The organism is Oceanobacter sp. ABM4_470, assembly GCF_056158645.1.
Window position 1 is genome coordinate 639,396 of the sequence record NZ_JBSWTR010000001.1, and the last position, 25,938, is coordinate 665,333.

The 25,938-nt window shown below is 56.0% G+C and carries 22 protein-coding genes and 1 riboswitch; of the genes, 12 read left to right on the top strand and 10 right to left on the bottom strand.

Features of this window, described 5'->3' with window-relative positions; translation table 11 throughout:
* The first annotated feature begins 56 nt into the window (after nt 1-56).
* Both ACXADJ_RS02790 and ACXADJ_RS02795 read left to right on the top strand, forming a co-directional pair.
* The gene (locus ACXADJ_RS02790) at nt 57-983 is read left to right on the top strand and encodes a chemotaxis protein CheV (protein WP_475062817.1); all 927 of its coding nucleotides are present in this window, start codon (nt 57-59) and stop codon (nt 981-983) included.
* A 96-nt stretch (nt 984-1,079) separates the two neighbouring features.
* Nucleotides 1,080-1,901, top strand: coding sequence for a CheR family methyltransferase (locus ACXADJ_RS02795; RefSeq protein WP_475062819.1), 822 nt, complete (start codon nt 1,080-1,082; stop codon nt 1,899-1,901).
* Nucleotides 1,902-1,975: 74 nt separating this feature from the next.
* Here ACXADJ_RS02795 and ACXADJ_RS02800 read toward each other — a convergent pair whose 3' ends face one another.
* The 3 genes from ACXADJ_RS02800 to pyrC all read right to left on the bottom strand — a co-directional run bounded on the left by ACXADJ_RS02800 (nt 1,976) and on the right by pyrC (nt 4,170).
* Nucleotides 1,976-2,341, bottom strand: a complete 366-nt coding sequence (locus ACXADJ_RS02800; RefSeq protein WP_475062823.1) for a YacL family protein — start codon at nt 2,339-2,341, stop codon at nt 1,976-1,978.
* Nucleotides 2,342-2,431: 90 nt separating this feature from the next.
* Nucleotides 2,432-3,118: a ribonuclease T gene (rnt, locus tag ACXADJ_RS02805; protein ID WP_084645120.1), complete on the bottom strand. Its 687-nt coding sequence runs from the start codon at nt 3,116-3,118 to the stop codon at nt 2,432-2,434.
* A gap of 14 nt (nt 3,119-3,132) precedes the next feature.
* On the bottom strand, nt 3,133-4,170 hold the full coding sequence (gene pyrC, locus ACXADJ_RS02810; RefSeq protein WP_475062827.1) for a dihydroorotase: 1,038 nt from the start codon (nt 4,168-4,170) through the stop codon (nt 3,133-3,135).
* A gap of 267 nt (nt 4,171-4,437) precedes the next feature.
* Between pyrC and ACXADJ_RS02815 the strand changes: the two genes are divergently transcribed.
* Nucleotides 4,438-5,466 (top strand): flagellar protein MotY, encoded by a 1,029-nt coding sequence (locus tag ACXADJ_RS02815; RefSeq protein ID WP_475062830.1) that lies wholly within the window; start codon nt 4,438-4,440, stop codon nt 5,464-5,466.
* A 43-nt stretch (nt 5,467-5,509) separates the two neighbouring features.
* On the opposite strand, the gene ribB is transcribed toward ACXADJ_RS02815, so the two are convergent.
* The 3 genes from ribB to ACXADJ_RS02830 all read right to left on the bottom strand — a co-directional run bounded on the left by ribB (nt 5,510) and on the right by ACXADJ_RS02830 (nt 14,353).
* The gene (gene ribB / locus ACXADJ_RS02820; protein ID WP_475062834.1) at nt 5,510-6,250 is read right to left on the bottom strand and encodes a 3,4-dihydroxy-2-butanone-4-phosphate synthase; all 741 of its coding nucleotides are present in this window, start codon (nt 6,248-6,250) and stop codon (nt 5,510-5,512) included.
* A gap of 131 nt (nt 6,251-6,381) precedes the next feature.
* Nucleotides 6,382-6,564, bottom strand: a riboswitch (FMN riboswitch).
* Between the two features lie 101 nt (nt 6,565-6,665).
* Complete coding sequence (pbpC, locus tag ACXADJ_RS02825) at nt 6,666-9,062, bottom strand: penicillin-binding protein 1C (protein WP_475062838.1); 2,397 nt, start codon at nt 9,060-9,062, stop codon at nt 6,666-6,668.
* 209 nt (nt 9,063-9,271) lie between these two features.
* Nucleotides 9,272-14,353: an alpha-2-macroglobulin family protein gene (locus ACXADJ_RS02830; protein ID WP_475062841.1), complete on the bottom strand. Its 5,082-nt coding sequence runs from the start codon at nt 14,351-14,353 to the stop codon at nt 9,272-9,274.
* Nucleotides 14,354-14,805: 452 nt separating this feature from the next.
* Between ACXADJ_RS02830 and ACXADJ_RS02835 the strand changes: the two genes are divergently transcribed.
* From ACXADJ_RS02835 to ACXADJ_RS02850, 4 genes are all read left to right on the top strand, one after another.
* Entirely contained in the window at nt 14,806-16,170 is a 1,365-nt protein-coding gene (locus tag ACXADJ_RS02835; RefSeq protein WP_475062844.1) for a thrombospondin type 3 repeat-containing protein, read from the top strand.
* 73 nt (nt 16,171-16,243) lie between these two features.
* Nucleotides 16,244-16,936: a hypothetical protein gene (locus ACXADJ_RS02840; RefSeq protein WP_475062848.1), complete on the top strand. Its 693-nt coding sequence runs from the start codon at nt 16,244-16,246 to the stop codon at nt 16,934-16,936.
* A gap of 308 nt (nt 16,937-17,244) precedes the next feature.
* On the top strand, nt 17,245-18,462 hold the full coding sequence (locus ACXADJ_RS02845) for an argininosuccinate synthase (protein WP_475062853.1): 1,218 nt from the start codon (nt 17,245-17,247) through the stop codon (nt 18,460-18,462).
* Nucleotides 18,463-18,706: 244 nt separating this feature from the next.
* Nucleotides 18,707-18,925 (top strand): RNA-binding S4 domain-containing protein, encoded by a 219-nt coding sequence (locus tag ACXADJ_RS02850; RefSeq protein WP_028294518.1) that lies wholly within the window; start codon nt 18,707-18,709, stop codon nt 18,923-18,925.
* 187 nt (nt 18,926-19,112) lie between these two features.
* On the opposite strand, the gene ACXADJ_RS02855 is transcribed toward ACXADJ_RS02850, so the two are convergent.
* Genes ACXADJ_RS02855 through ACXADJ_RS02865 form a run of 3 tightly spaced genes read right to left on the bottom strand, consistent with a single transcriptional unit; the run spans nt 19,113 to nt 20,742 of the window.
* The gene (locus ACXADJ_RS02855) at nt 19,113-19,451 is read right to left on the bottom strand and encodes an AzlD domain-containing protein (RefSeq protein WP_475062859.1); all 339 of its coding nucleotides are present in this window, start codon (nt 19,449-19,451) and stop codon (nt 19,113-19,115) included.
* Entirely contained in the window at nt 19,448-20,191 is a 744-nt protein-coding gene (locus ACXADJ_RS02860) for an AzlC family ABC transporter permease (protein WP_475062862.1), read from the bottom strand. The genes ACXADJ_RS02855 and ACXADJ_RS02860 overlap by 4 nt, the downstream gene beginning before the upstream one ends.
* Nucleotides 20,188-20,742, bottom strand: coding sequence for a helix-turn-helix domain-containing protein (locus tag ACXADJ_RS02865; RefSeq protein ID WP_475062864.1), 555 nt, complete (start codon nt 20,740-20,742; stop codon nt 20,188-20,190). Before ACXADJ_RS02865 ends, ACXADJ_RS02860 begins: the two co-directional genes overlap by 4 nt.
* A gap of 396 nt (nt 20,743-21,138) precedes the next feature.
* Between ACXADJ_RS02865 and ACXADJ_RS02870 the strand changes: the two genes are divergently transcribed.
* From ACXADJ_RS02870 to ACXADJ_RS02890, 5 genes are all read left to right on the top strand, one after another.
* A complete protein-coding gene (locus tag ACXADJ_RS02870; protein WP_475062866.1) occupies nt 21,139-22,170 on the top strand; it encodes an ABC transporter substrate-binding protein in 1,032 nt (343 codons plus the stop codon).
* A 9-nt stretch (nt 22,171-22,179) separates the two neighbouring features.
* Entirely contained in the window at nt 22,180-22,962 is a 783-nt protein-coding gene (locus tag ACXADJ_RS02875) for an ABC transporter permease (RefSeq protein ID WP_475062869.1), read from the top strand.
* Complete coding sequence (locus tag ACXADJ_RS02880) at nt 22,947-23,678, top strand: ABC transporter ATP-binding protein (RefSeq protein ID WP_475062871.1); 732 nt, start codon at nt 22,947-22,949, stop codon at nt 23,676-23,678. Before ACXADJ_RS02875 ends, ACXADJ_RS02880 begins: the two co-directional genes overlap by 16 nt.
* A gap of 69 nt (nt 23,679-23,747) precedes the next feature.
* On the top strand, nt 23,748-24,050 hold the full coding sequence (locus ACXADJ_RS02885) for a DsrE family protein (protein WP_475062873.1): 303 nt from the start codon (nt 23,748-23,750) through the stop codon (nt 24,048-24,050).
* A gap of 263 nt (nt 24,051-24,313) precedes the next feature.
* Nucleotides 24,314-25,099 (top strand): bestrophin-like domain, encoded by a 786-nt coding sequence (locus ACXADJ_RS02890; protein ID WP_475062876.1) that lies wholly within the window; start codon nt 24,314-24,316, stop codon nt 25,097-25,099.
* A gap of 34 nt (nt 25,100-25,133) precedes the next feature.
* On the opposite strand, the gene ACXADJ_RS02895 is transcribed toward ACXADJ_RS02890, so the two are convergent.
* Nucleotides 25,134-25,691 (bottom strand): tetratricopeptide repeat protein, encoded by a 558-nt coding sequence (locus ACXADJ_RS02895; RefSeq protein WP_475062878.1) that lies wholly within the window; start codon nt 25,689-25,691, stop codon nt 25,134-25,136.
* Nucleotides 25,692-25,938 lie beyond the last annotated feature (247 nt).

Sequence of the window (25,938 nt, forward strand, 5' to 3'; positions counted from 1 at the left end):
ATGTCCCACACAGGGTTTTGCAAGCGCTGTGCCGAATTACCTTTTGGGAGCTTTTTATGGCCGGTGTGTTAGATACGGTAAACCAGCGAACGCAACTGGTCGGTGAGAACCGGCTGGAGTTGCTGTTGTTCCGCGTCAACGGGCGGCAGGTCTACGGCATCAACGTGTTCAAGGTGAAGGAGGTACTGCAATGTCCTCCCTTGACCGTATTACCTGGCAGCAATCCGGTGGTTCGCGGGGTCGCTCATATTCGTTCGGGCACCATTCCGATCATGGATATGAGTATGGCCACGGGGAACGCGGGTTTGACCGATTTGAAAAATGCCTTCGTCATCATTACCGAGTACAACGGTAAGACGCAGGGCTTTCTGGTTGGCGGTGTGGAACGCATCGTCAATATGAACTGGGAAGAGATTCATCCACCACCGAAGGGTACGGGTAAAGAGCATTACCTCACCGCGGTAACCCGCGTTGAGAAGGAACTGGTGGAAATCATTGATGTGGAGAAAATCCTCGCTGAGGTGTCGCCAATCAACGAAGAAATCAGTGCAGGCGTTGTGACTGAGTCCGTTCAGGAACGAGCCAGACAAAAACGCGTGCTTATTGTGGATGACTCCAAGATTGCGCGTAAGCAGATTACCCGCTGTCTGGAGAACATTGGCGTCGAAGTGGTGTCTTTGAATGACGGGCGCCAGGCTTGGGAACATCTTTATGACATGGTGGAAGAGGGGCAGTCGCCTCAGGAAACCTACATGATGATGATCTCGGATATCGAAATGCCGGAGATGGACGGCTATACGCTGGTCACCCGCATTCGTTCCGACTCCCGTATGAGCGGTTTTTACGTGGTGTTGCACTCCTCACTCAGTGGGGTATTCAATAAAGCCATGGTCGAGAAGGTGGGGGCAGATGACTTCATCGCCAAATTCGACCCTGACGTGTTGGCAGCCCAGGTAACCGGTCGCGTGGAAGCGGGCGTATGACAAGGACTACCGTGTGTTAGAAAAACGGCCAGGTACGGCGATTCAGGCACCATGGACGGTGAGAATTGTCAGCGGCAATGAGGTTCGAAACAGAGTATGACACTGCAGATTACAGCGGATGAGTACAGGCAGTTCAGAGAGATGCTTGAAAGCAGTAGTGGCATCATGCTGGGCGAGGGCAAGGAGTACCTGATTGCCAGTCGCCTGCGTCGTTTGCTGGACTCCCAGGGCCTGAAATCCATCAATGACTTGCTGCGCAAGCTGTCGCTTGATCGTGCGCTGCAAGAGCAGGTGATTGATGCCATGACCACTAACGAGACACTGTGGTTCCGGGATGAGCATCCCTATCGGGTGTTTCGGGAGCGACTGCTGCCCGAGCTGGCGGAAGCACGTCGGCCGCTGAAAATCTGGTCGGCAGCGTGTTCGACCGGACAGGAACCGTACTCACTCAGCATCGAGATTGAAGAATTTCGCAAGTTGTATCCGGGCAAGTTGGCTACTGGTGAGCGCATCGTTGCTACAGATATTTCTCCCAGTTCACTGGCGGCAGCCAAGCAGGGGGTGTATCAGCAGCTGGCCATTCGTCGTGGTATGAGCGACAAGCACCTGAAGTCCTATTTTCATCCCCGTGATGGAGACTGCTGGCAGATTGACGAAAAGATCAAATCGCGGGTGGATTTCCGCTCGCAAAACCTGCAACAAAACTTCAGTGCTTTGGGCAAGTTTGACGTGATCTTCTGCCGCAATGTATTGATCTATTTCTCTGGCGATCTGAAATACGACATTCTGCGGCGCATGCATGGCTCGCTGAACCCAAGCGGCTATCTGGTGTTAGGCGCTTCGGAAAGCATGAATAATCTGGGCGAGTACTTCGATATGGTGCAGTGCCATCCGGGGATTATTTACCGGGCGCGATAAGCGCCTGGTGTGCCGTCAATCGTGGCGGCACTTTCAATCGGCATTTTCAGTCCAGCCGGCATTTGGCGGCAAATTCAGCTGGCGATAAAGTCCTTCCAGGCCAGCAGCAAATCCAGAAAATCGTCCAAACCACAGCCGGCTTGCTGGTCGGATTCCTGCAAGCTCAGTTGTTCTTCTTCCAGATTGATATCCTCATCGTGCATGACTTCGTGAGCCAGTACTTCGGCTTCGTGTTGGCTCAGTTGCAGGATGGTTTCCTTGCCTTGCCAGCGGTAGTCGCGCAGGCCGCCATCGAGCAGTAGTTCGACGGTGGTGATCAGTGCCCGCAGGTGTTTCAGGTCGTCGCCAATTTCATCGGTCAGCCAACGGCCCAGCAGCAGTTGTTCATCGTCCAGGCGGGCGACAGGCTTGTGGCCTTCAAACCAGAATTCGTAGTCCAAAGTGGGCTCCGGTAGCAGCAGAAAATCGGGGGCGGGAGTATAGCGTGGGGAAGGCGAGTGAGGGGAGCCCTCACTCGCAAAAGACAGGGCTTATTCGGCTGTGCTGTCGCTGTGGTTGTCAGCGTTGTCCAGCGCCAGTGGCCAACCACCCAGGTCCTTGTAGCGGTTCACAATAAAGCAGAACAGCTCTGCGGTTTTGTAGGTGTCGTAAGCGGCACTGTGGGCCGCATCGTTATCGAAGTCGATACCGGCGGTGATACAGCTTTTTGCCAGTACGGTCTGGCCCAGCGAAATGGCGGCAATCGAGGCGGTATCAAACGACGAAAACGGGTGGAACGGGTCGCGCTTGATGTCGCAACGGTCCACAGCCGCTTTCAGGAAGGCGTGGTCGAAATGGGCGTTGTGGCCCACCAATACGGCGCGGTTACAGCCGTATTGTTTGATCTCGCGGCGCACGGTCTGGAACATGCTGCTGAGCACGTCGATTTCAAATTCGGCATCGCGCTCCGGGTCAAATGGATCAATACCGGTGAAGTCCAGCGCTTCCTTTTCGAGGTTGGCTCCGTCAAAAGGGTGCACATTGGCTTCCAGGGTTTGATCCGGGTGCAGATAGCCGTCGTCGTCCATTCGCAGGGTTACCATGGCAATTTCCAGCAGCGCGTCGGTGTCTGGGTTGAAACCGCCGGTTTCCACATCCACTACCACTGGCAGGAAGCCGCGGAAGCGTTGCGCCATCAGGCTCTTGTCTTGCTTATCGCCGTTCGTTGCGTCAGTCATCATCAATCCTTAATTCAGCCGTTGGCCAGTTTCCAGCGCAGGGTGTCGCCTGCACGCAGAGGAACAATCACGTCGTTGCCAAACTCCATTTCCGCCGGTACTTGCCAGTCTTCCTTCACCAGGGTGATGGTGTCGCTGTTGCGTGGCAAGCCGTAGAAATCCGGGCCGAAGTGGCTGGCAAAACCTTCCAGTTTATCGAGGGCACCAAGGTCTTCAAAAATCTCGGCGTACAGTTCAATGGCAGCGTACGCGGTGTAGCAGCCAGCGCAACCGCAGGCGCTTTCTTTGGCACCTTTGGCGTGAGGAGCGCTGTCGGTGCCAAGGAAGAATTTGCCGTTGCCGGAAGTAGCCGCTTCCTGCAAGGCCGCTTGATGAATGTTGCGCTTGAGGATTGGCAGGCAGTAGAAGTGTGGCTTGATACCACCAACCAGCATGTGGTTACGGTTGTAGGCCAAATGCTGAACGGTGATGGTGGCGGCGACGTTGGCGTTCTGGCTGTTGACGAAGTCGGCGGCATCTTTGGTGGTGATGTGCTCGACCACCAGTTTCAGGTCGTTATGACGGGAAACCAGCGGCGCCAGAATGGTGTCCAGGAATTCCTTTTCGCGGTCGAAAATATCCACATGGTTGTGGGTGACTTCACCGTGTACCAGCAACTTCATGTTGTTTTCAGACAGGGCGGCGGCCAGTTCGTCCAGCTTGCCAAGATCGGTCACTCCAGAGTCGGAGTTGGTGGTGGCACCTGCCGGGTACAGTTTTACGGCTTGCACGCGGCCAGTGGCGGCGGCTTCAGCAATCATTTCCGGGGTGGTGTTATCGGTCAGGTACAGCACCATCAGCGGGTCAAAGGAGCTGTTGCCTGCCTGCGCCAGAATGCGCTCGCGGTAGGCCAGTGCTTGCTCGGCGTTCATTACCGGTGGTTGCAGGTTTGGCATGATGATCGCGCGCTGCATCACTCGGGCGGTGGCGGGTACCGTGTGTTCCAGTACCTGACCGTCCCGCACGTGCAGGTGCCAGTCGTCCGGGCGAGTGATTGTAAGGCGATCAGTCATTGGGAATTCCTTCGTCGTGGTGATCGTGCCTGTTAGCGGGCAGCCGGAATGGTCCGAGTGCCACTAAAGACACCGATTCAGAATTTGAATGGTAAAAATTGGCCGCCATTGTAGCGCAACAGCGGCTTTACTGCTTGGCTTTGTCGTGGGGCTTGCGCGTCGGCCATGAAAAGTCTGGCCGAAAGTATTCAAGCCAAATGGACGTCGGCCGATAACCCCGTTAAGCCATCCATGTTTTTGCCATCAGGCACAGGTTGCAATGATTCCATGATTCGCCCAACGCGCCATTCTTCTGCCCATGGCCGTATTGATGCCAGCGCCTCGCGTCGTGCATCCAAAACGGCCGTGAAGACTCGACCCGCCAAGCGCTGGTTGAGGCTGCTGTGCATGGCTGGGTTGTGTGGTTCGGCGTTCTGGAGCAGTGCCGGACAAACGCCGCGGCCCTTGGAATATGGGCTCAAGATCGATAACACCAGCTGGATGGTGTACGGCTCGGTGTTCGAGTGCAAATTTGAACAGCCCATCCCGGGCTACGGTGCGGGCATTTTTGTGAAAAAAGCCGGTGAAGACATCAGTTTTCATCTGACCAGCACCAAAAACATCATGGACTACAGCAAGGCTCAGGTGGCGCTGTTACCACCACCGTGGCGTCCGTCGGAGCGCACCGAGAATCTGGGGTCAGCGGACATTCGCCGCGAAGGCCCACTGCTGGCGCTGGATTCCCGCCGCAGTAACGTGTTTATGCACGGCTTGCTGGAAGGCAAGCGGCCGACCATCAGCCACCACACTTATTACGACGACAACCGTTACGTACGGGTGTATCTATCGAGCGTTACCTTTCAGGACTTTTACCCGATCTTTATGGATTGCGTGGCCCAGCTGTTGCCAATGAACTTTGATCAGGTATCGCGTCGCAAGGTGTTCTTCAAAAGTGGTGAAGACAAAATCGACGCGGCGGATGTGAAAGTGCTGGATCAGATTATTTATTACGTCAAACACGACCCCAGAGTGAAAGCTATTTATCTGGATGGCCACTCGGACAGTGTTGGCCGCCGCTACGACAACCGACAAATGTCCAAGCGTCGGGTGGAAGACGTACAGCAGTACATGCTTGATGAAGACGTTGACCCTGCCATGATCACCACCCGTTTTCATGGCGACCGTTATCCGGTAGCCAGTAACGGCAGCGCCAACGGCCGGGCGCAAAACCGCCGTGTGACCATTCGTCTGGAAATGGACGAAGACATGCCGATACCGGATGACCTGCTGTTTATTTCCACCGGGCCGCTGCGTTAAGCGCATGGCCCAGTCGTCGGGTATTCATTGCTCCAACGAAAACCTACTCCATTGCTTCTGCTTGTTCATGCTGGACGGTTGATTCCTGCAAGGTGCGGTACAGCACGATGTCTTCAATGGTCAGCACCGGCATATTGCGGGTTTTGCCAAAAGCGATGATTTCCGGCGTTTTGGCCATGGTGCCGTCTTCGTTGGTGACTTCGCACAATACACCGGCAGGGCTCAGGCCTGCCAGCTTCATCAGGTCGATGGTGCCTTCGGTATGACCACGACGTTCCAGTACGCCGCCGGCACGGGCGCGCAGCGGGAAAACGTGCCCCGGGCGCGCCAGGTCGTCCGCTACTGCGTCTGGTGCACACGCCGTTTTGATGGTGGTCACACGGTCGGCGGCAGAAACCCCGGTAGTGACGCCGCGCTTGGCTTCAATGGAAACCGTAAACGCTGTTTGGTTGGCGCTTTCGTTGTTGGTCACCATCGGTGCCAGCTGCAGTTTTTCGGCGGTGTCGTGTGGCAAGCACAGGCACACAATGCCGCTGCATTCCCGAATCATCAGCGCCATCTGGGCGTTGGTCAGATGGTCTACCGAGTAGATCAGGTCGCCTTCGTTTTCGCGGTCTTCGTCATCCAATACCAGTACGCCTTCGCCTTTGCGGAGGGCATCCAGTGCCTGTTCAACACGTTGGATCGGGGTGCCGAATTCGTTCAGCAGTGAGTGTTCGCTGGTAGGGGCAAGTGTGCTGTTCAAGGCATTTTCAACAACGGAATTTGAGGTGTTCTGATTCATGGTAATACTCCAGAAGAAATCATGAATCAGGGCTGATACGGGAGGGCCAGGCGCAAGGGAGCCGCGTCCGGCAAACAACAGACGACCGACTACCAGCCGTTAGACGGCAGGGCAGACGGTTTTTGAGTGTCGCTTATCCTCTTTCATCCGGACTATGACCGTCGGCTCTGGAGTTTGACCAGATCTGCTTGACCCTTTAACCGGCTGTTTATGGCTGATTAAAGGCGCTCGTGGGCTTGTTGCTATCAGGATTGTGTTGTCTTGATGGGCAACCTACCACCGGTGGGGAATTTCACCCCGCCCTGAGAATAAAACGGCTGTTTGAAAACAACCGCAATCGGAGCATAGAAAAAACCGTTTGGCGCGGTCAAGCCGCTGCGGTGGAACAAGCTGGTTCACGGCGTGGTAAAGGGCTTTAGTCCCACCAGAAGCTGACCCAGTCACTGTTGCCCTGATCGTCTACCAGCATTAGCTGTTGCTTGCCCGGCCGTTGCAGTTGGATGTTCAGGGTTTGCTCTGCCCCCGTGCTGGCAACAAACTGGCCGTTCAGAAACCAGTGTCGAGCACCTAATCCCCCTTGGCTGCCCAAGGTCATCTCGGGCGAGCGTTGAGCATTGACCGCCAACAGGTGGCTGTCGGGTTCTGCGCCGATGATTTGCAGCGGCTGTTCAATGGCGACCTGGGATTTGCAGTCGTCGGCCAGCGCGGGAATCTGGTGCTGGTAGCGGTGTTTGCGGTTTACCCAGGGCTCCAGCATCAGTGGCCACAGCGCCAGTTTGACACTGCTGGCGCGGGGGCCACCACAGCCCGGCTGAATCAGCTTGCCGTCGGCGTTCAGGCTCATGGTCATCGGGTTCTGGGTATAGGGACGATGGGCGTCGGGCAGGGTGGGTGGTACCTGACCACGGACAATCCAACCTTGTCGGGTTTGATGGCAGGAGGCTTGGTCGGTCTCGCTTTGACGTCGGCCTAACGGCCAGCAGACGGTGGCTTGTTCAACGTCGGCGGGCGCCGCGGGCCAGCCGGGTTGTCGGTCGACCATGCGGAAAACCTGTTCCAGCAGTGGCAATGCCGTTACGCCGCCAAAATACCCCGGTGATGGGGTGCCATCTGGGCGGCCAAGCCAGACGCCAATGGTGTACTTTTCAGAAACACCGATGGCCCAGGCGTCACGGAAGCCGTAACTGGTGCCGGTTTTCCAGCCGAACGGGCGATTTACGGCGACGTCGATGCTGCGGGTTCGAGACGGCAGTGGGTTGTGTATCAGCTCGGCGGTAACCCAGGCGGCTTCAGGGGACAGCAGCCAATGGCTGGCCGGAGCCTGAGCTGATGTTTGTCGTTGTTGTTGGTTCTGCTGCTGTCGCTGTTGTTTAAGTGGCTGCTGAGACTTCAGAAGGTATTGAATCGGGCGGGTTTGCCCCTGATTCATCAAGCCGTGATACAGCATCACCAAATCTTCCAGACGCACACCACCGCCGCCCAGTGCCAACGACAGATTGGCTTTGCCGTCACCGGGAATACGGTAATTGGCACCTGCGTTGCGAATGGCGGTGTGAAACACCTGGCTACCCAGTTGTTCCAGCACTTGCACCGCTGGCAGATTCAATGACTGATGCAGCGCCTGACGCGGAGTTACTGGGCCAAAGAAGCCGTTGGAAAAGTTACCGGGTTGGTAATCTTCCCTCAGCCTTGGTATATCGCTGAGCAGGCTGGCTCCGTGAATGATGCCGCGGTCCAGTGCCAGACCGTAGATAAACGGCTTCATGGTTGAGCCGGGAGAGCGGACGGCGGTCACCATATCCACATGGCCCCAGCGTGCCGCATTGCCAAAATCGGCGGTGCCAGCGTAGGCCGCTACCTGATTGGTGCTGTTTTCCAACACCAGCACGGCTCCGGAATGATGGTCTGGCAGTGGCTGAACATAGCGCTTCAGCAGGTCGGCCACTTCCATTTGTACGTCGAGGTCGAGGCTGGTTTGAATCACCGCCTGCTGCGGCTGTTGCTGCACCAACCGCCTGGCCAGCAATGGCGCGTGCTGAGGGACGCCGGGCTTGAGTGCCAGCACCGGTTCCATCAAGGCCTGTTCGGCTTCCCGAGCGGTAATTATGCCGTTACCTGACAGCCGTTTTATGACCTTGTCGCGGGCGGCTTTGGCCCGCTGCGGGTGGCGGTCGGGGCGCAAGCGTGAGGGTGCCTGAGGCAATACCGCCAGCAATGCGGATTCTGCCAATGACAGCTCAGCTGCGGATTTATCGAGGTAGGTTTGCGCCGCCGCTTCGACCCCTTCAATCACGCCGCCCATTGGCGCGTAGTTCAGATACAAGTCGAGAATCTGTGACTTGCTCAAATGCCATTCCAGCTGCAGGGCGCGGGCCATTTGTCGGGCTTTGCCCGCCAGTGTGCGAGGGTGTGGATAAAGAATTCGGGCCACTTGCATGGTGATGGTGGAACCACCGGAAACCACACAGTCACAGCGCCAGTTTTGCCAGGCCGCGCGCATCAGCGCCAGCGGGTTGACCCCCGGATGATAGTAAAACCACTGGTCTTCGTAGCTCAGCAAGACCTGCTGATAGCGCTGGTCTACCTGGGCGTGGCTGGTGGGATAGCGCCACACGCCTTGCTGGTCGGGGAACGCACGCAGCATGCGGCCGTAGCGGTCGGTCACGACTTGTGCAAAGTCCTGGGCAAGGTCTTGCAGGTTGTTTGGTTGTCGTTGTGAGTTGGCTTGATTGGCACTGTCCATTACGGCCTGTACCCGTGGACCGACCGGATAACAGCGGTCGAGTACCCACAGGCTGACCATGATTGCCATGAGGCCAATACACACCGTCTTTACCCACAGTCTGCGCCATAAGGCGCAGCACAGAATGCGACAAACCCGGGCGACTCTGCGGCCAGCGCGTTGACCCAGATGCCTGCCGATGGCACTCAAATGGCTATTGGCTAACGCATGTATGGCGGTTGGGATGGCACGTTTCAGTGCCTCCAGCCGATTGCGCCAGCGACGGCGCTTGAGCCGGCTCAAGGCTTAATCACCATCGTTTGAGTACTGATGCCGATGGCACGGGCTTCGGGGTCGTACATGTCTTCCAGCAGTGGTCCCGGAATACGGTACTGCCCCGGCGTGACGGCACGGGCAACGTAGTACAGGCGGGCGCGGTCCCGGCCGTTGTCGTAGCGGCTGCCAGTCGCCAGTGCGGCAACAAAGCGGTCGTCGCGGAATTCCCGGTGCAGCAATGGGCTGTCGGCTTTCCATTCACTGATCGGCGTACTGTCGATCAGTACCTTGTCTATTGCACCGGCCGAACCGTTGGCCAGGTTTTCATTTTCCAGCTCCAACCCTGCCGGGAGCAGGTCCACGGCCATCAGGTCCGGGCGGTATTTCTTGCTGCTTACTTGCAGCTCTACCAATACCCGATCGCCGGTTTTCAGCGTCAGCTGGTCATTGTCGAACGCCAGTGGTGTGCCGTCTGGTTTGAAATAACGACGCTGGATGGTAACGCCGCCCTGATTCACCGGAGCGTTATTTTGCAGGTAGCCCTGCACCATAAACTCGGCACTGACCGACTCTTCACCGGTATTGGTCACGGCTGGCAACCAACCCAGCTGTTGGCTGTTAAGTGGCATTCGTTGCTGCCTGCTGCCACTCAGAATATCCGGCTGGTAGGCACCAGAGTCGATCACGGCTTGCGGCAGTTGTTGCATGGTCATGCTGACTTGCCATGGCGTTCCGTTCTGGTCCTGCTGGTTGGAGGCTTGCAGCAGTTGGATACGTTCCTGAGTGCTTAACCAGCGGCGATTGCGCAGGTCGGCCTCCAGTTCAAACAGAAGGTCGTCCCGCCATGCGTTGGCTGTTTTCGCCTGCCCCAACAGATTAACGATGGCGGCCTTGTCGCGCAGCGGTGAACCGTAGTCGCCAAGGTAGCGTTGGCTGCGCTGGTGTTGCTGGGCGGTTTGCAGCAGCTCGTCGGCTTTGCGTTGGTCTCCCATCAAACGCGCGGCTTCGGCCAGTTGCACCAGTGACAACGGCGTTGCGGAATCCGGCGCACCGGACGCCAGTTTGCGAATATCTGCCAGTGTGACCTGGCGATGGCGCGCTAACACATAGGCTGAGTAGCTGCGGTAGGCGAAGCGGTAACTGTCGCGGTCGTCGCTCCAGCGTTCACGATTGTCGGCACGGCCACGAACGTATTTCTGCATCCGCTGAATCGCACGTTCCAACACGTAGTTGTTGATGGGATAGCCTTGCTCGCGGGCATCGGTCAGGAAGTCGGCGGCGTAGGCGGTCAGCCAGTGCTGTTCGTAGTCATCCGACAGTGACCACAGCGTAAAACCACCGTTAGACAGCTGGCGTTTGTAGATTCGGTTAAGGCCGTCCGTCAGCGCCTGTTCGCGCTTGAATTGGCGATTGCGGCGCTGGTTAAGGTCGTCGATTTGCTGTTGCGGCACAAACAACCAGGGCCAGCTGCTGGATACCGATTGCTCCAGACAGCCATACGGGTAGTGCAGCAGTTCGTCGAGCTGGTGGGCCGGGTTGAGGTTCACACGGCTGTCCAGAATCAGCTCGCCCTTGAGGCCTGCGGCTGCCAACTGGGCAAATTCGTCGGCATTCATGGTCAGGCTCTCGCCAGCACTCAAACGGTCGCGGTAGCGCTGGGTCACAGCCGCCAGCGTTGGCCGACTGACCAGTTGCCAATGACGGTCTACCGGGTAGTCGTCGATGCCATCGACCGTAACGTGAAAGTCGATATGGCCCAGCGAGCCCTTGGCTGGCAACGTTGCCGTAAACGGCAGGGTAACCGTGGTTTTCTGTTGCTGTGCCAGCTCGATGGTGCGGTTAACGGCGTCAAAATCGACTGGGCCAGAGGCCTTGGCTTGCAGCGTCAGCGTGGCGGTCTTTCCGCTCAGGTTGGTCAGATCGAGGGCAATATGGGATTGGTCATTGATGCCCGCAAAACGCGGCAGTGACATCTGGGTAACCAGTGGTGCTGCAATGGTGACTTCGGCATCGGCATGGCCAACCCGCTGGCTGTCGAACGCGACGGCCATCAGTCGTACCCGGCCGTTGAAGTCGGGCAGCGCCAATGGAATCGAGGCGTTGCCGTTAATCACTTTTACGCGGCCGGAGTACAGCGACACAATTTGCACCTGTGAACGAGCCATATCACCACCGCGTGCCATGGCGGCGTCACCACCAAATTTGAGGGTGGCGGGTTTGCTGTTATTGAAGTCGATCAGCTGGTGGTACAGGTCGTATTGGTCGGCCTGATAACGACGCGGAGCAAAAAAGAAATCGAATGGCTGCGGAGTTTCAAAACCGGATACCGACAATACGCCCACGTCGACGGCTGCCAGGGTAACCCAGGCGGAAGAAACCGCCTTGCCACTGCTGTCTGTGACCGCCAGATCGACATTCACGGTGCGGTTTGGCAGCCACTTTTCCGGAGCATTCAGGTTGATTTCCAGAGCGCGGTCAGTGCGATCCAGTGGCAGATGAATCAGACCAACCGCCCGGGTTGGGGTGATGCGCTGCTGGTTGTCAGAGGGTTGCAGATACAACACGCTGGCGTAGAGGTTGTGCTGGGTCCAGCTCGGGTCGATGGGAATATCGACCGTGCCACCGGTTTTCGGCAAGCTGACCCGTTTGAAGAACTTCAGGCCGTCGCCTTCAACCATCACCAGCGCGTCGTAACTGGCTTGTGGCAGTTGCTCGATGGCGGCCGGTGGCGTGATGTTCAGCACCGCCACGTCGTTGCTGCGGTAGCCTTTTTTATCCCATGCCAGAGTCACTTGTTGTGGCTGGGCAGAATCGGATTCAGACCCGGAGCGCCACCAGTAGGATCGGTCACCAGCTTTGAAGGGCACCATGGCTTGCAGGCCGGTGTCCGGGTCGGTAAGCAACAACTGGTACTCGCCCCAACCTACCGGTACTTGCAGTCGCAGTGGCGCTTTGCTGCTGAGGTCGACAGTCATCGACAGCTCTTTCACCGACTGCTCTTCGCGTTCGTCATACCAGCCTCGGGAGCTGCTGTAGCGCCAGTGGTATCGCGGCGTGACGTTCATCAGGCTGACGTTGACGGAGGTGCGGTCGAACAGTTGTTCGGTTCCGTCGGTCAGAACGATATCGAAATCGGCCAGACCGTCTTGTGGAGCATGGTCTGTGAAAGCCGGTTTAATGCCCAGCAGCTGCTTGCCGGGCAGCCAGACTTCCTTGGTACGGCGAATGACCGGACGGCCACCGGATTCAAACAGGCTGCCCGTCAGTTCGACGGCCATGGGAATGGTCGCTTGTGGCCACTGGTTTTCGACGCTGACGGTGGCCTTGCCCTGTTCATCCATCACCAGCTCTTGTTGGTTGTGGCTATTCCATTGGCGCAGGTTGGTGTTACCAAACCAGTAGTCTTTCCAGCCTTCAAACGGGTGTGGTTCCGGCCGCACGGCTACGCTGACGTCGAGGCGATTGCCGGCCGCCGGAGCGCCGTACAAATATTCCCCCAGTACCGGAACCAGGAGGTCGTCTGCTCCGGTGTGGCGATTATCGGCTTCGGCTGGGTTGGTGGTTTGCCCGGCGGGTCGCCAGCTTAACTTCATGCGCTCTGGCATAAAGTCTTCCACTTTAAAGCGATAGGTCGCGGTTGAGCGGTCGGGCAGGTCGACTTCGACCCGCCAGGTGCCGGTCATGGCGTCGTCAGCAATGGCGTATTGCCATTCGTAATAGCCGTCGGCCTGAGGTTTCAGGCTGACGCTGGTGACTTTCTGGGCGTCCGGGCGAATGATGTCGGCGCGCAACGGCACTGCTTTGACCGGCTGACCATCGTCGCCACGCAGCAGTGCGGAAAATTGGGCGGTTTCGCCGCCGCGGTACAGATCCCTTGGGGCATAGATAAACAGGTTCTGCACCCGGTAGGGACGCTGGCTGTAATGAAATGCCGACAGGTCCAGCGCGGTGGTGTTCAGTGGCAGGATACTGACGGATTCGTCTTTGCGAACAATCAGAATGTCTTGTGAATTCAGGCGGCTGCGAAGATGGAAGCGGCCTTCCTTGTCGGTGCTGCCAATGTCTGTACGGCTGCCGTTACCTGTCATGCGTTCGATGCGGGCACCGGCGACGGCTATGGTCGTTGCCAGACTTTGTACAAACAGCTCGGCCCCGTGATCGTATTGGCGCAAATGCAGGCCCAGATCGGTAACGGTAAACCAGGTTGTAGGGTGCTCGTATTCGAAGTTGGCGGGCTGATCCATGACGGCCACGTACATGCCCGGCAGCTGCAATTCCTTGATGTGGTTGATTGGCAGATTGACCTGACGGCGGCGGTTGTCATCGCTGGTTAATTCAAAGCGGCCTTCGTACGCCAGTTCGGCGTGCTTGCTGACGGTTTGCAAGTAGTAGTTGCTGGAACGGGTGCCATTGCCCAACAGGTCGAGCACCGAAGCAATTTGGTTGTCGTTAACCCGCATAAAGGTGACGTTGGCTTCTTTGATGTTGCGAGTAATGACCGGCAAGCCCTGTTCACTGCCCGGTACCAGCACATGGCCGTCACTGGCAAACGACAGTACCGGTGGGGCGGAGGCGGTCGTCACGGTATTGGCATACGACTGGCCCAGTTGTTTGCCGGACGAGGCCATCAGGCCGGGGCTGACATTAATCTTGTAAGTGGTTTCCGGAACGGCACCGGTCATAAACAGGGACTTGCCGTCTTCAGAAAACAGCCAGCTAATACCGCCGCTTGCGCGTTGATTGTTCACCCGAATGAAATCGCTCAGGTCGCGGCTGTGATCCAGCGGTGCCGAAAAACGGATTTCCACCGTGCTACCACCGTCAAAGGTGGCTTCCCGAATAGCACCGATGGTCAGCTCAATATTGGCGTAGCGGTCGGTGTCATCTAGAGGGGGTGTCTGGCTGTTGCTTTCGCCATTGTTAACCTGGCTGTCGCTATGGGTGGCCAGTTCGCTGTTGGTGGGTTCCGTCGCCGGTGGCTGAACGGACTGAGCACTGGACACTTCAGCGTTGTTAGAAGTCGTCGGTGCAGACGCTTCCTCGCCACAACCGCTGAGGGCTAACAATAAGGAAACAGTAACAAGTAGCTTTGGGAAGCCTGGCATTATCGCCCTCCTGGCGTACCTGAGATGCTTCGCCGAACAACCGACGAAGCCACAAAGAAGAATTTGAAGGGCGACGATTATAGCGACTGAAATAAATTCGGCCGGAAGTGCTGCATGTTTTCCACTCTCTTTGGTTGTGCCAGGCACTATTCTTATTAAGAAGAATGTTAACTGTACAAATACTGACCCGAAATTACCTGCTGCACAGTTGCTCAGCTAAGCATCTGTTTCTAAAAACAAACTCCAAAACTGACACCCACTTTGTAAAGGGATTGTTGGGTATCGTGTCGAAGCGTCAGCTTGTTGGGGTGTATTCCCTTAACAAAATCAGATAGTTTTTGGATATGCGGATTAGGTTTCAGGGCGTTGTGGCAATAGCGCCTTGATTATTTGTCCCACTCAATACTAACCAGCAACAGCGGGCTGAAGGTGGCCCACGGAGGATGTTGTCTATGGCGTTGACCAGGTATTCATATTGGGCGTTCGGGGTCGCAAGTGCGCTATCCCTGACTGCCTGTGGCGGGGGAGGCGGCGGAGGTAGCTCCGACGATCAACAGGAGCCGCAGCAAGTGTCCCTGACGGGGGTAGCCGTTAAAGGCCCGGTAGCTCAGGCCAGTGTGGCTGTTTATGAACTGGACCTGCTGGCTGCAAATTTAAAAGGTGACCTGATAACCAGTGGGACTACGGCGGAAACTTCGTTTATCAGTGGTATGTCGATCAGCGACGTGCTGGCGGGTGAAAAGCTGGTGGTTGAATTCACGACCTCAACGGCAACAACAGACATCAATACCGGCACAGTGCCATTGATCACTACCTTTACCACGGTTATTGATGCCGACACTGTGATCGCCGGGGGTTCTGTTTACGCCTCACCACTCACCAGTCTGGCAGTAAGCCTTGCGCAACTGCAGGCCGATACCTCAGCGCCATATTCCGGTAATGGCGACGGCGTGGTTACGGTGGACGAGTTTGAAGCCGCGTTGACGCTTTCCGTACAACAGGTTCTGGCGACGGTGGGTTTTGGCTGGTCGACCGATGCTGACCTGCTGAATACTCCACCGCTGGTGGTTTCGGATACTGCAACCGATGCTCAGCTTCAGCAAACCCTGCTCTATCGTCAGGCGATCGAAGGGATTGCCGTCGTTGTGAATGACATCGCTGAAACCCTGCTGGAAGGTGATGCGACAGCCGAGCAGGTGTTCGATGTATTGGCCCAGGATTTGACCGATGGCGTGATCGACGGCCAGTCTTCTTCTGGCCCAATCGCTCTGTTGGCGACGGTTTCCTCTGATGACCTTCAGGCCGTTGTGGAAGAAGACGTTTCCAACAAGGTGATTCCTGGCACAAACACGACGGTTGGCAACGTTGAGTCATTACTGGTTTCTGAAACCGACACGACACAGGTACTTGAATCCACCGAAAGCCTAAGCGATGGCACGGTCAGCTCTGAGCCTGAAGCAGCGAATGCTGAATCCGATATTGATGGCGATGGTGTTGTCGATACCGAAGACGCCTTCCCGAATGACGCGACCGAAACGACAGATACCGATGGTGATGGTACTGGTGATAACTCGGATGCTTTCCCGGAAGACCCTTCTGAAGACACGGATACCGACGGCGATGGTTTGGGTGACAACAGCGACCCATATCCGAGCAGCAGCGACGGCGATGAGGATGGCATTGACGATCCAGCCGACAACTGCCCGACCGTCGCTAACGCCGATCAGGCTGATTCCGATCAGAACGGGGTAGGCGATGCCTGTGAAGGCGAAGCGACCTGGGACAACTTCAACTGGGATGAGGCGAACTGGCAATAAGCGCCCGCCTTCCCGGCCCGGTGGTCTTGATTGGACATGCCACCGGCACGAATACAAAGAATTGGAGCATGTTATGAAAACACGGATTATCTCTGCTATCGCCCTGTCTACCCTGGCCCTTGGTGCTATCCCTTCTGTGCGAGCGGGGACAGTAGGCTCACTCACCACATTTGAGTCTGGTGCCGCAGCCAAGGCGTCTGAGGTGAATGGCAACTTCAGCGCAATCACCACCGCGGTGAATGACAACGCGAGTCTGATTTCTGAGTTGCAGGCCTCTATTGAAGCTCTGCAGGATGCCATGCCGCAGAAAGTCACGGCAATGTCTGATCTGGTAGGGCGCGAGTACTGCATGATCAACAGTTTCGCTGGTGGAGCGTTCAGCGGTGATAACTTTGCCCGTGTGAATATGGGCACTGAGTCCAACACATTGACCGTGACCAGTGAAACCCAGGTGACCATCTCGGGCATAAGCAATAATGAGCTGGAGCTGGGCTTGATGGTGGAGTACTACAACTACACCGATGGCAATGGAGAGTCAGCTTCAGCGCCTGGACTGCAAGGCTCTCTGGATACTTACAGTGAAGTAGACAGTGCATCAGGCACCGTCAATGGGTTGAGCGGTGGGGTTATGTCGGTAACCTTCGGTACTACCACCATCCCATTCTACGTAAGCAAGTACGGTGATGTGCTTATTGCCCGCGACTTCGATTCTTCTGACAGTCAAGAAAAGTGGAGCAGCACCATGACGGCGGTTGAATGTAATTGATCCTGCTCTGGTGCGATCACCCTGTGCAGTGGAGTTGTCGCACTGTTTGTGAAACCTATGTGAAAACGGCGCTTATTTGCTCTAAAGCTGTGCAAATAAGCGCCTTTTTTGAATTTTATTTTAGAGAAAACCATAAAACCGAATAAAATTCGGAAAAAACAGTCTCTAATATCAATTCATTTAATCGTCATGGCTGGATAAAAGGGTGGCATCTCGTTAGAATGCTGCCCTTTTTCTTAGGCCGTTCCCGTCTGGTGCGGCGCCTGTTGGTGGTTTCTTCCACAGGCAGAATTCATCTGGAGAATTTCATGTCAGACATCAAAAAAGTGGTGCTGGCCTATTCTGGCGGTCTGGATACGTCCGTAATCGCCAAGTGGCTGCAAACCGAATACAACTGCGAAGTGGTAACTTTCACTGCCGACCTGGGTCAGGGTGAAGAAGTAGAACCAGCACGTGCCAAGGCCGAAGCCCTGGGGATCAAGGAAATCTACATCGACGATCTGCGCGAAGAATTTGCTCGCGACTTCGTATTCCCGATGTTCCGTGCCAACACCATTTACGAAGGTGAGTACCTGCTGGGTACCTCCATCGCTCGTCCGCTGATCTCCAAGCGTTTGATCGAAATTGCCAACGAAACCGGTGCCGACGCCATCGCACATGGTGCAACTGGTAAAGGTAACGACCAGGTTCGTTTCGAACTGGGTGCCTACGCGCTGAAGCCAGGCGTCAAAGTGATCGCGCCATGGCGTGAGTGGGACCTGAACTCCCGCGAAAAACTGATGGCCTACTGTGATGAGCACAACATCCACGTAGAGAAGAAGAAAGGCAAGAAGTCGCCATACTCCATGGATGCCAACCTGCTGCACATCTCCTACGAAGGTGACCTGATCGAAGATCCATGGGCAGAGCCAGAAGAAGACATGTGGCTGTGGTCTGTTTCTCCAGAGAATGCTCCGGACGAAGCAACCTACATTACCCTGAGCTTCAAAAACGGTGACGCGTGCGCCATCGACGGTGTTGAGAAGTCTCCAGCCACCATCATGGAAGAGCTGAACAAATTGGCGGGCGCTAACGGTATCGGTCGTACCGACATCGTTGAAAACCGTTACGTGGGCATGAAAGCTCGCGGCTGCTACGAAACCCCAGCGGGTACCGTACTGCTGAAAGCACACCGCGCGATTGAGTCCATCACCCTGGACCGTGAAGCGGCTCACCTGAAAGACTCCCTGATGCCTAAGTACGCCGAGCTGATCTACAACGGCTACTGGTGGTCTCCAGAGCGTCAGATGCTGCAAGCTGCCATCGACGAAACCCAGAAAGTCGTTAACGGCGACGTGCGTCTGAAACTGTACAAAGGCAACGTGATCGTTGTTGGCCGTCAGTCTGAAGACAGCCTGTTCGACGAAGCCATCGCGACCTTCGAAGACGATGCGGGTGCATACGACCAGAAAGATGCAGAAGGTTTCATCAAGCTGAACGCTCTGCGTCTGCGTACCGCTGCCAAGAAAGGCCGTGGCATGCTGTAATGAGTAGTCGGGCGCTCGGAGTCGGGCGTCTGGTGCTTATCAGCTAAACAAAAAAACGGGAGCTATGTTTGCTCCCGTTTTTTATGCCTGTCGTTTAACGGCTAACCGCAAAACAGCCGCGCGAGTTCCCGCATTTAGCTGCTATCATCCCGCTTATTCAGGGCAGCCCGAATTTTTCTGAGGGCCAAACCTCTGCTATTCGCCACGATATCGCGCTGTCACCACTTTTCCTAATGGATACCCCATGCAAGACATCATCATCACCCGCGAACCGGTTGAACTGTTCAAAATCCTCAAATTCGAAAACATCGCCTCCAGCGGTGGTGAAGCCAAGCTGATGATCGAAAACGGCGAAGTGCTGTTGAACGGCGAGTTGGAAACCCAAAAGCGCAAGAAAATCCTCAACGGTGACGTGATCGAAATCTTCGGCGAGCAATACAAGATCGTATTGGCCGGGGAATAATCACACTCGCTAACCCCGTAGGTCAGATAAAAACGCGAAGCGGGTGCCATCTGACGTGTTTCTGGCAGTCCCCTTGTCGGATGGCGCAAGCTTATCCGACTTACAGTAGTAACCCCGTAGGAGCAGGCTTGCCTGCGATGGTTGGCTGTGCGCAAGGTGGGCAATTCAATTCGGCCAATGGATGGGGTTAGCCAAACACCACTTCGACGAGCCCAAACACCATTACCCCAACAAACGTGGGTAACCCCATGGAACGGGTTTTGCGCCAAACCAACAAGGTGGCGACAATACCAACGGCGCTGGCGATCCAAGACACCATGCCCGGATGCACCGGCACCAGCGACGTACCAAACATGGCCGCGATCATGGCTGGCCCCAGAACAGTAAGCCAATCCGGTGTATCGGCCAGCATGTTCTCGCTCTGGCTTTGGGTCAATTTGCGTTGCATCCATAAATAAGGCACCAGCCGAATCAGGTAGGTGCCCACGGCAATACTAACCATCGTTAGCCAAATCTCATTGCTCACTGTTTTACCTCGGTTGATTCAACCTCTGGCTGTGGTATACGAGGCTTCAAAGCGTAAAACACCAACGCCCCGGCAACGGCCGCCAGCGGAATAGCAACGTTGGGGTAGCCAAGCAACTTCACCATCAATGCCAACGCTGCGGCGCAGGCTAATGCCGCAGTCCACACGCGGTTGGTACAACGTGGCGTAACCAGCACCAAAAACAGCGCGGGCAGGGCAAACGGCAACACGTCATTGATTAACGGCCAGCGTTGGGTCAGCTCGTCGCCGGCGATAGCGCCAATCGCAGTACCGGCAATCCAGCTGAACCACGCCAGCAGCCCCGCGCTGGTGTACCAGGCCATGCGGTCTTCTTTTGCCAATTTCGGCAGAATCGTTAGCGACAGCGCGAAAATCTGGTCGGTCAGGCAGTGCATCAACGGAATCCAGCGTTTGTCGCTGCCCAGATACGCTGTGATGTTCGGTGCGTAGAGCATATGGCGGGCGTTGATCAGCAAGGTCATGATCACCACCAACCATAAGGGCGAGCCCGAAGCGACCATGGCCACAAACAGAAACTGCGAAGCGCCTGCGTAAATAAATACCGAGATTAAAATAGTTTCCAGAACGCCAAAGCCGGACTGAATGGAAATCAGACCGAACGAAATCGCGATGGGGATATACGCGCCTAAAAGGGGCAGTGCGTCTTTCAGTCCTTGTTTCCAGGCGGAACCCGGCGGCGTCGCTTCGGGTATATTCATTCGCTATCGCTCGTTAGAGGGGCCGGCTGCCGCTCGGTTTTCGGGTAGGTGACCACCACCATCATGGTCGCCCACAGTTCGTCGGTCTGGTACTTGTGCGGCCGTGAGGCGTCAAAAGTGAAGGTGTCGCCCGCGCGCAGGGCTTTCAACTCGCCGGTGTTGCCAGCATTCACCTCGCCGCTGACCATGGTCACTGACTCCACCGTACCGGCAAAGTGGGGTTCAGACTCCCGCACACTGTGAGGCGCGCACGACATCCAATACACATCCACCCGCGGGTTGTCTGTGCCCTGATCAATCAATCGCACCTGAACGCCGTTTTCTCCCCACGCCATATCGGCGCGGGCAATCAAATCGCCAAACGGCACGTTTAACTGCAACGCCAGTCGCCAGATGGTTTCGATGGTGGGGTTGCCTTCCCCTTGCTCGATGCGCGACAAATTGGACTTGGCGATCCCGGCATTGGCAGCCAGCTGCGACAGCGACAAGCCTTGAGCCAGCCGCAAAGATTGCAGATTTTGGCCAAGCGTGGCGAAGTTGGGTTTTTCCATTGAATGGCCCTTGGGTAGGGGAACCGCTTTAGCGCGGTTCACTGTCGACAATCAAACTGTTCTATAAAAGGAACGTTCTTTATATCGAACGTTTTATCGTTGCTGGAGCAGGAAGTCAACCAGGCCATGTTTGGAAGCCGGGGCTGTGTAAGGGGCCATTTCAGGGGCTGTGTATAGGGCTGCCGGGTTGTTCCTGATGATCGGAATTGTGACGCGTTTGCAGGTCCGGCCAGTTGCAAAGCCAGTGTGATTTCCCCGTATTCATTTAAATCGCCAGTCGGCTGGTCTGGAAAATCCAATATCGATAGGCCAAAACGATATGAATAACAACTTTCATTTTTATTTAATTTATATAGGATTCAGCCTCCCGAAAATTCAACTAACTGGAGTGCTTTCATGCGTCGTTTCATGACTCTGTTGACGTTGGTGTTGTTTGGCTGGAGTAATCTGGCTGCAGCCGACGAGTCCCTTGAGGTTGGTTATATGCCAATCGTTCCTGTGTCTCAGGCATTCATCGTGCTGGAGAATGGAACGCTGGAAGGCGCCGGTGTTACTGATCCTGAGCTGTTCAAGTTCCAGAACGGTCCTGCGATTGTGCAGGCGCTGCTGGCGGGCCAATTGGACGTTGCGTATCTGGGTATTGGTCCGGCTATGGTTGCCCGTGCCAAGGGTGCCGACATCAAGGTGGTTGCGTCCAACATTGTTGAGCAAATCAGCATGGTGACGCTAGGCGATCTGGCGCCGTACTTTGCCAATGGCGACGCCAAAACCGCGTTTGCCCGTTTCAAGGCCGACAAGGGCCGTAAGCCGGTCATCACCACCTTTCCACAAGGTTCTGTGCCAGAAACCGTACTGCAATACTGGCTGCGTCAGCAGCTGGGCCTGACTTCAGACGAAATCAGCGCCAACATCGAAATCATTTATCAGGGCGCGGCTCAGGTACAGCAATCCCTGATGACCAATGCCGTCGACGGCGCTGCCATTCTGGAGCCGGTGGTCAGCATCGTGATGGATCGCAAGTCGGACGCCAAAATAGTGGCTTCCGGTTCCGGTATGTTCCCGAACCAGCCAGGTGCGGTACTGGTGATGCGTGAATCCCTGATCAACAACCAGCCAGAGCTGGCACAGGCGCTGGTGAAAGCCCATGTTGACGCTACCAACCTGCTGCGTAACGACCCTGAAGCCGCGGCCAAGCCAGTAGGCAAGTACGTTGGTGGTGGTCGTCTGCCGGCCAAAATCGTATTGAACGCCATCAAGAATTCTCACGATGGTTTCCAGGCCGACCCGAACGCCATCATCGAAGGTACTCGTGTGATGCGTGACTTCCAGGCCGCGCAGGGCACTCTGAAGGCCAAGGTTGATCTGGACACCCTGTTCGATGTGCGTTTCTACAACGCACTGAACCAGCAAACGTTGACCCAGGAGTAATACGTCGCAATGGCACAACAGCCTCATCCTTTGACTCGCTCTCGTTGGGGGCGGGCATTATTGGGATTTGCAGGCGTGGCGGCTTTCGTTGCGCTGTGGAAATACGCCCAGGCCGCTGGCTGGGCGGCAGCTGGCACCATCCCTGACCCGTTTGCCTTGCCGCAGGCCTTGATGGATGAATGGGAATCCGACCGCCTGATGCCTGCCATTCTTTCGAGTCTGGTGCATTACGGTTGGGGTCTGGCAATTGGTACGGTGCTTGGATTCCTGGTCGGCACGCTGGCGGCGTCTTCCTCGCTGCTGGACGCTTTGCATGCCTGGCTGGCGCGTATTCTGCGGCCGATTCCGCCCCTGGCGTGGGTCGTTTTCGCGATCGCCTGGTTCAAGGTCAGCCATGCTGGTGCGGCGTTTGTGATCGCCATCGGGGTGTTCTGGGTGAACTACTTCGCTACTTATTCTGCCGTACGCAACGTTGACCCGCGTTTCTACGAGCTGGCCAATGCCTTTGGTCAGAACGGCCATCTGAAACAGGCGTTGCAGGTGACCCTGCCGGGCGCTGCGACGGGTATTTTTTCAGGCATTCGTACTGGCATTGGTCAGGCATGGATGACCCTGATTGCCGCCGAACTGTTGGGTGTACCCGGCATGGGCCAAGAAATGAACGCGGCAGCAGGCGTCGGTGCCTACGAAGTGGTGGTGGTTTACATGCTGATTATTTCGTTGGTGTACACCCTCAGCGATACCCTGTTTGGTTTGATTGAAAAGCGAGTTCTGACATGGCGCCCATCCTGAATATTGAAGGCTTGAGCTACCACTACGGTAACAATCCGAAGCCGGTATTTGCCGATCTGAACCTGCGCATGGAAGACGGTGAATTTATCGCAGTGGTGGGTGGTTCCGGGGTTGGCAAATCGACCTTGCTACGCTGTGTAGCGGGGTTGGCGACTGCCAGCAGTGGCACCATTGACCTCAAGGTTGAACAAGACGATACCCGGCGCTCCCGCGGCATTGTGTTCCAGGACGGCCGTTTGATGCCGTGGCGTCGACTGCGCAGCAACATTGCCTACGGTTTGAATGGGCTTAAGTTGACCAAGGAACAAAAGCGTCAGCGAGTCGATGAAGTGATCAAGCTGGCCCGACTGGAAGAATTTGCCGACCGTTGGCCACACCAGCTATCGGGTGGTCAGGTACAACGAGGCGGAATTGCCCGGGCGCTGGCTGTGCATCCGCATTTGCTGTTGATGGACGAACCGTTCAGTGCGGTAGACGCCATTACCCGCCACCACTTGCAGGACCAGCTGCTGGCTATTTGGGAGCAGATGCGCAAAGCGGTAATGTTCATTACCCACGACATCGAAGAAGCCGTGTATCTGGCCGACCGAGTGATTGTTCTGTCTGGCTCACCGGCCAATGTCGCGCTGGACCAGCGCATTGAACTGCCGCGCCCACGTCGTCGTGGCAGTGATGAGCTGCAGCAACTGGCACAACAGATCGCCAACGCGCTTTAACTGAATAGCAATAATCGAATAGAAATCAGGTGTCTGACCGCAGGCGCTGTTTTTTGAAAGGATGATTCCATGGCCGTTACCCAACTGCTGATTCACGCCCCTACACCGGACGCCCTCAAGCGCGCCCAGAACAACGCCCGTAACCTGCTGAAGCTGGAAGCCGACGCAGAGATTGAAATTGTAGTGAATGGTCCGGCGGCAGCGCTGGCGGTGACCCTCACCGACGAAGACATCGTTTCTCGCCTGGTGGTGTGCGGCAACAGCCTGCGTATGCAAGAACTGACTGCTCAGCAAGGCGTACGTGTGATTGACGCGGCGGTGCAGTATCTGGCACACCAGCAAATGGCTGGCTGGGCCTATATCCGCGCCTGATCGCGTCTAAACCGCGTTTTTGAGCAGCGATAGCAACGACTGTGCTTTAAGCTGAACACAAGCCCGCGTACGCAACCCGTTCGCGGGCTTTTTCTTTTGCTGAATGTTTGTGGTTCATTAGCCCGCCTGATTTACCTGAGCGCGAACACTCAAAAGCTGAAAAATGCGCTGGCAAATTGATCATACTTGCCGTGAAAGCAGGTCTATCAAGCGTCCCGCTTGCTTCTGGTCTCTCTTCTCCAATTTCTTTCCCGGACTGTTCAATGCCATCTACCGAACTGCTTTACAGCGTCAGCAGCATCACCATTGCGGTTGTGCTGTTTGTGGCCATCGTTGTTTTTAACGAACTGGGCTTTCGGGCCGGGCGCTATGTGCAAGCCAAAACCGACGACGAAGTGAAAGCCATGACGGGCTCCATTCAGGGCAGCATTCTGGGCTTGCTGGCATTGCTGTTGGGTTTTACCTTCAGCATGTCGATGCAGCGCTACGATGCTCGCAGCATGGCGGTGATCGATGAAGCTAATACCATTGGCACCGCCATGTTGCGGGTAAAACTCTTACCGGACGCGTACCGTGATGAGGCAGACGCAGCACTGAAGCAATACGTGGCACTACGGGCCGAAGTTGGCTCTGTCGACCTGACCCGCGAAGAAGAGCGTGCCCGCTATAACGAACGAGCGGTAGAGCTGCAAAACCAGCTGTGGAACATCGTCACTCAAGCCACCGATGCCGACCCCCGTCCGGTAACCACCGGCGCGTTTCTGAACTCGCTCAACGACATGATTGACGCCCAAGGCAAGCGCAACACCATATTGCAGCAGCATGTGCCTGAAACCATTCTGTTGTTGCTGTTCTTTGTATTCGTCGTCAACGGCGACATGATGGGTTACTCATCAGGCCTCAGCGGCAAACGTATGACGGTGCCGATTGTGTTGGTATCGCTGCTGATCCCCCTGATTGTATTCACCATTATCGACCTCGACCGGCCCAAGCGTGGCTTTATTCAGGTTGATCAAAGCGTGATGCAAACCTTGCAGGCGGATGCCTGAGTCAGCAGCTTCCTGTTTGGGCAAACAGCGGCAATCACTTTTCGCCGATGCCTTGTTGCTTCAGAAACTCGCTGGCATCCGCTAACCCTTCCAGTGCAGCCAATCGTAACCAGCGTACGGCTTCCTCGCGATCCTGTTCGGTGCCAACGCCGAAATACAGCGCCTTGCCGTAGTGATAGCGGGCGAGGGTGGCGTACCCGGCAGGGTCGTGTACGTGAGCTCCGCGTTTCATCAGCGAGGTGGAACGCTGCAGGTCTTGCGGGATGGATACACCGGCTTCGTACATCTGCGCCAGCCAAATCATCGAATACACATCCTCCCAGCGTTCAATGCAGTTGTTGAAAATGGCCATGGCGGCTTCGTGGTCGCCGGTTTTTTCGGCAGCGTAGCCGTAAAGGCACTTGAAGCGGTTGTTTGAGTGCACGTAATTTTCGTAGCTGAGGTCGCTGGTGTTTTGCTGAGGCAGGGCATCTCCGTATGAATCGCTGTGTGAATCACCTTTCGGATTATTTGGGGCATCGGCCAGAACACCGTCAGAGAAAGCGGTAACAGTGAACGACAAGCACAGGGAGAGCAGGGTTTTAACGCACATAAACACATCCTTGTTTGTTATTTTTAAGTGGTTTCAGGGAGGTTGTTGTTCAATCATTGAGCGACTAGCCAGCAGCATCGTCAAGCCAACAGCCGATAAACGGCACCAAAGTTCAGCTGGCTCAAAATGCCTGCAACCCTGTGTCTACAACCGCATGCCTACTACCAGTGCAGCCAGCTAATCAGGCATAAATTCTGACCAGAGTAACGAGCCTCACGACCTTTGCATGATGAGATGCCGGGACAAG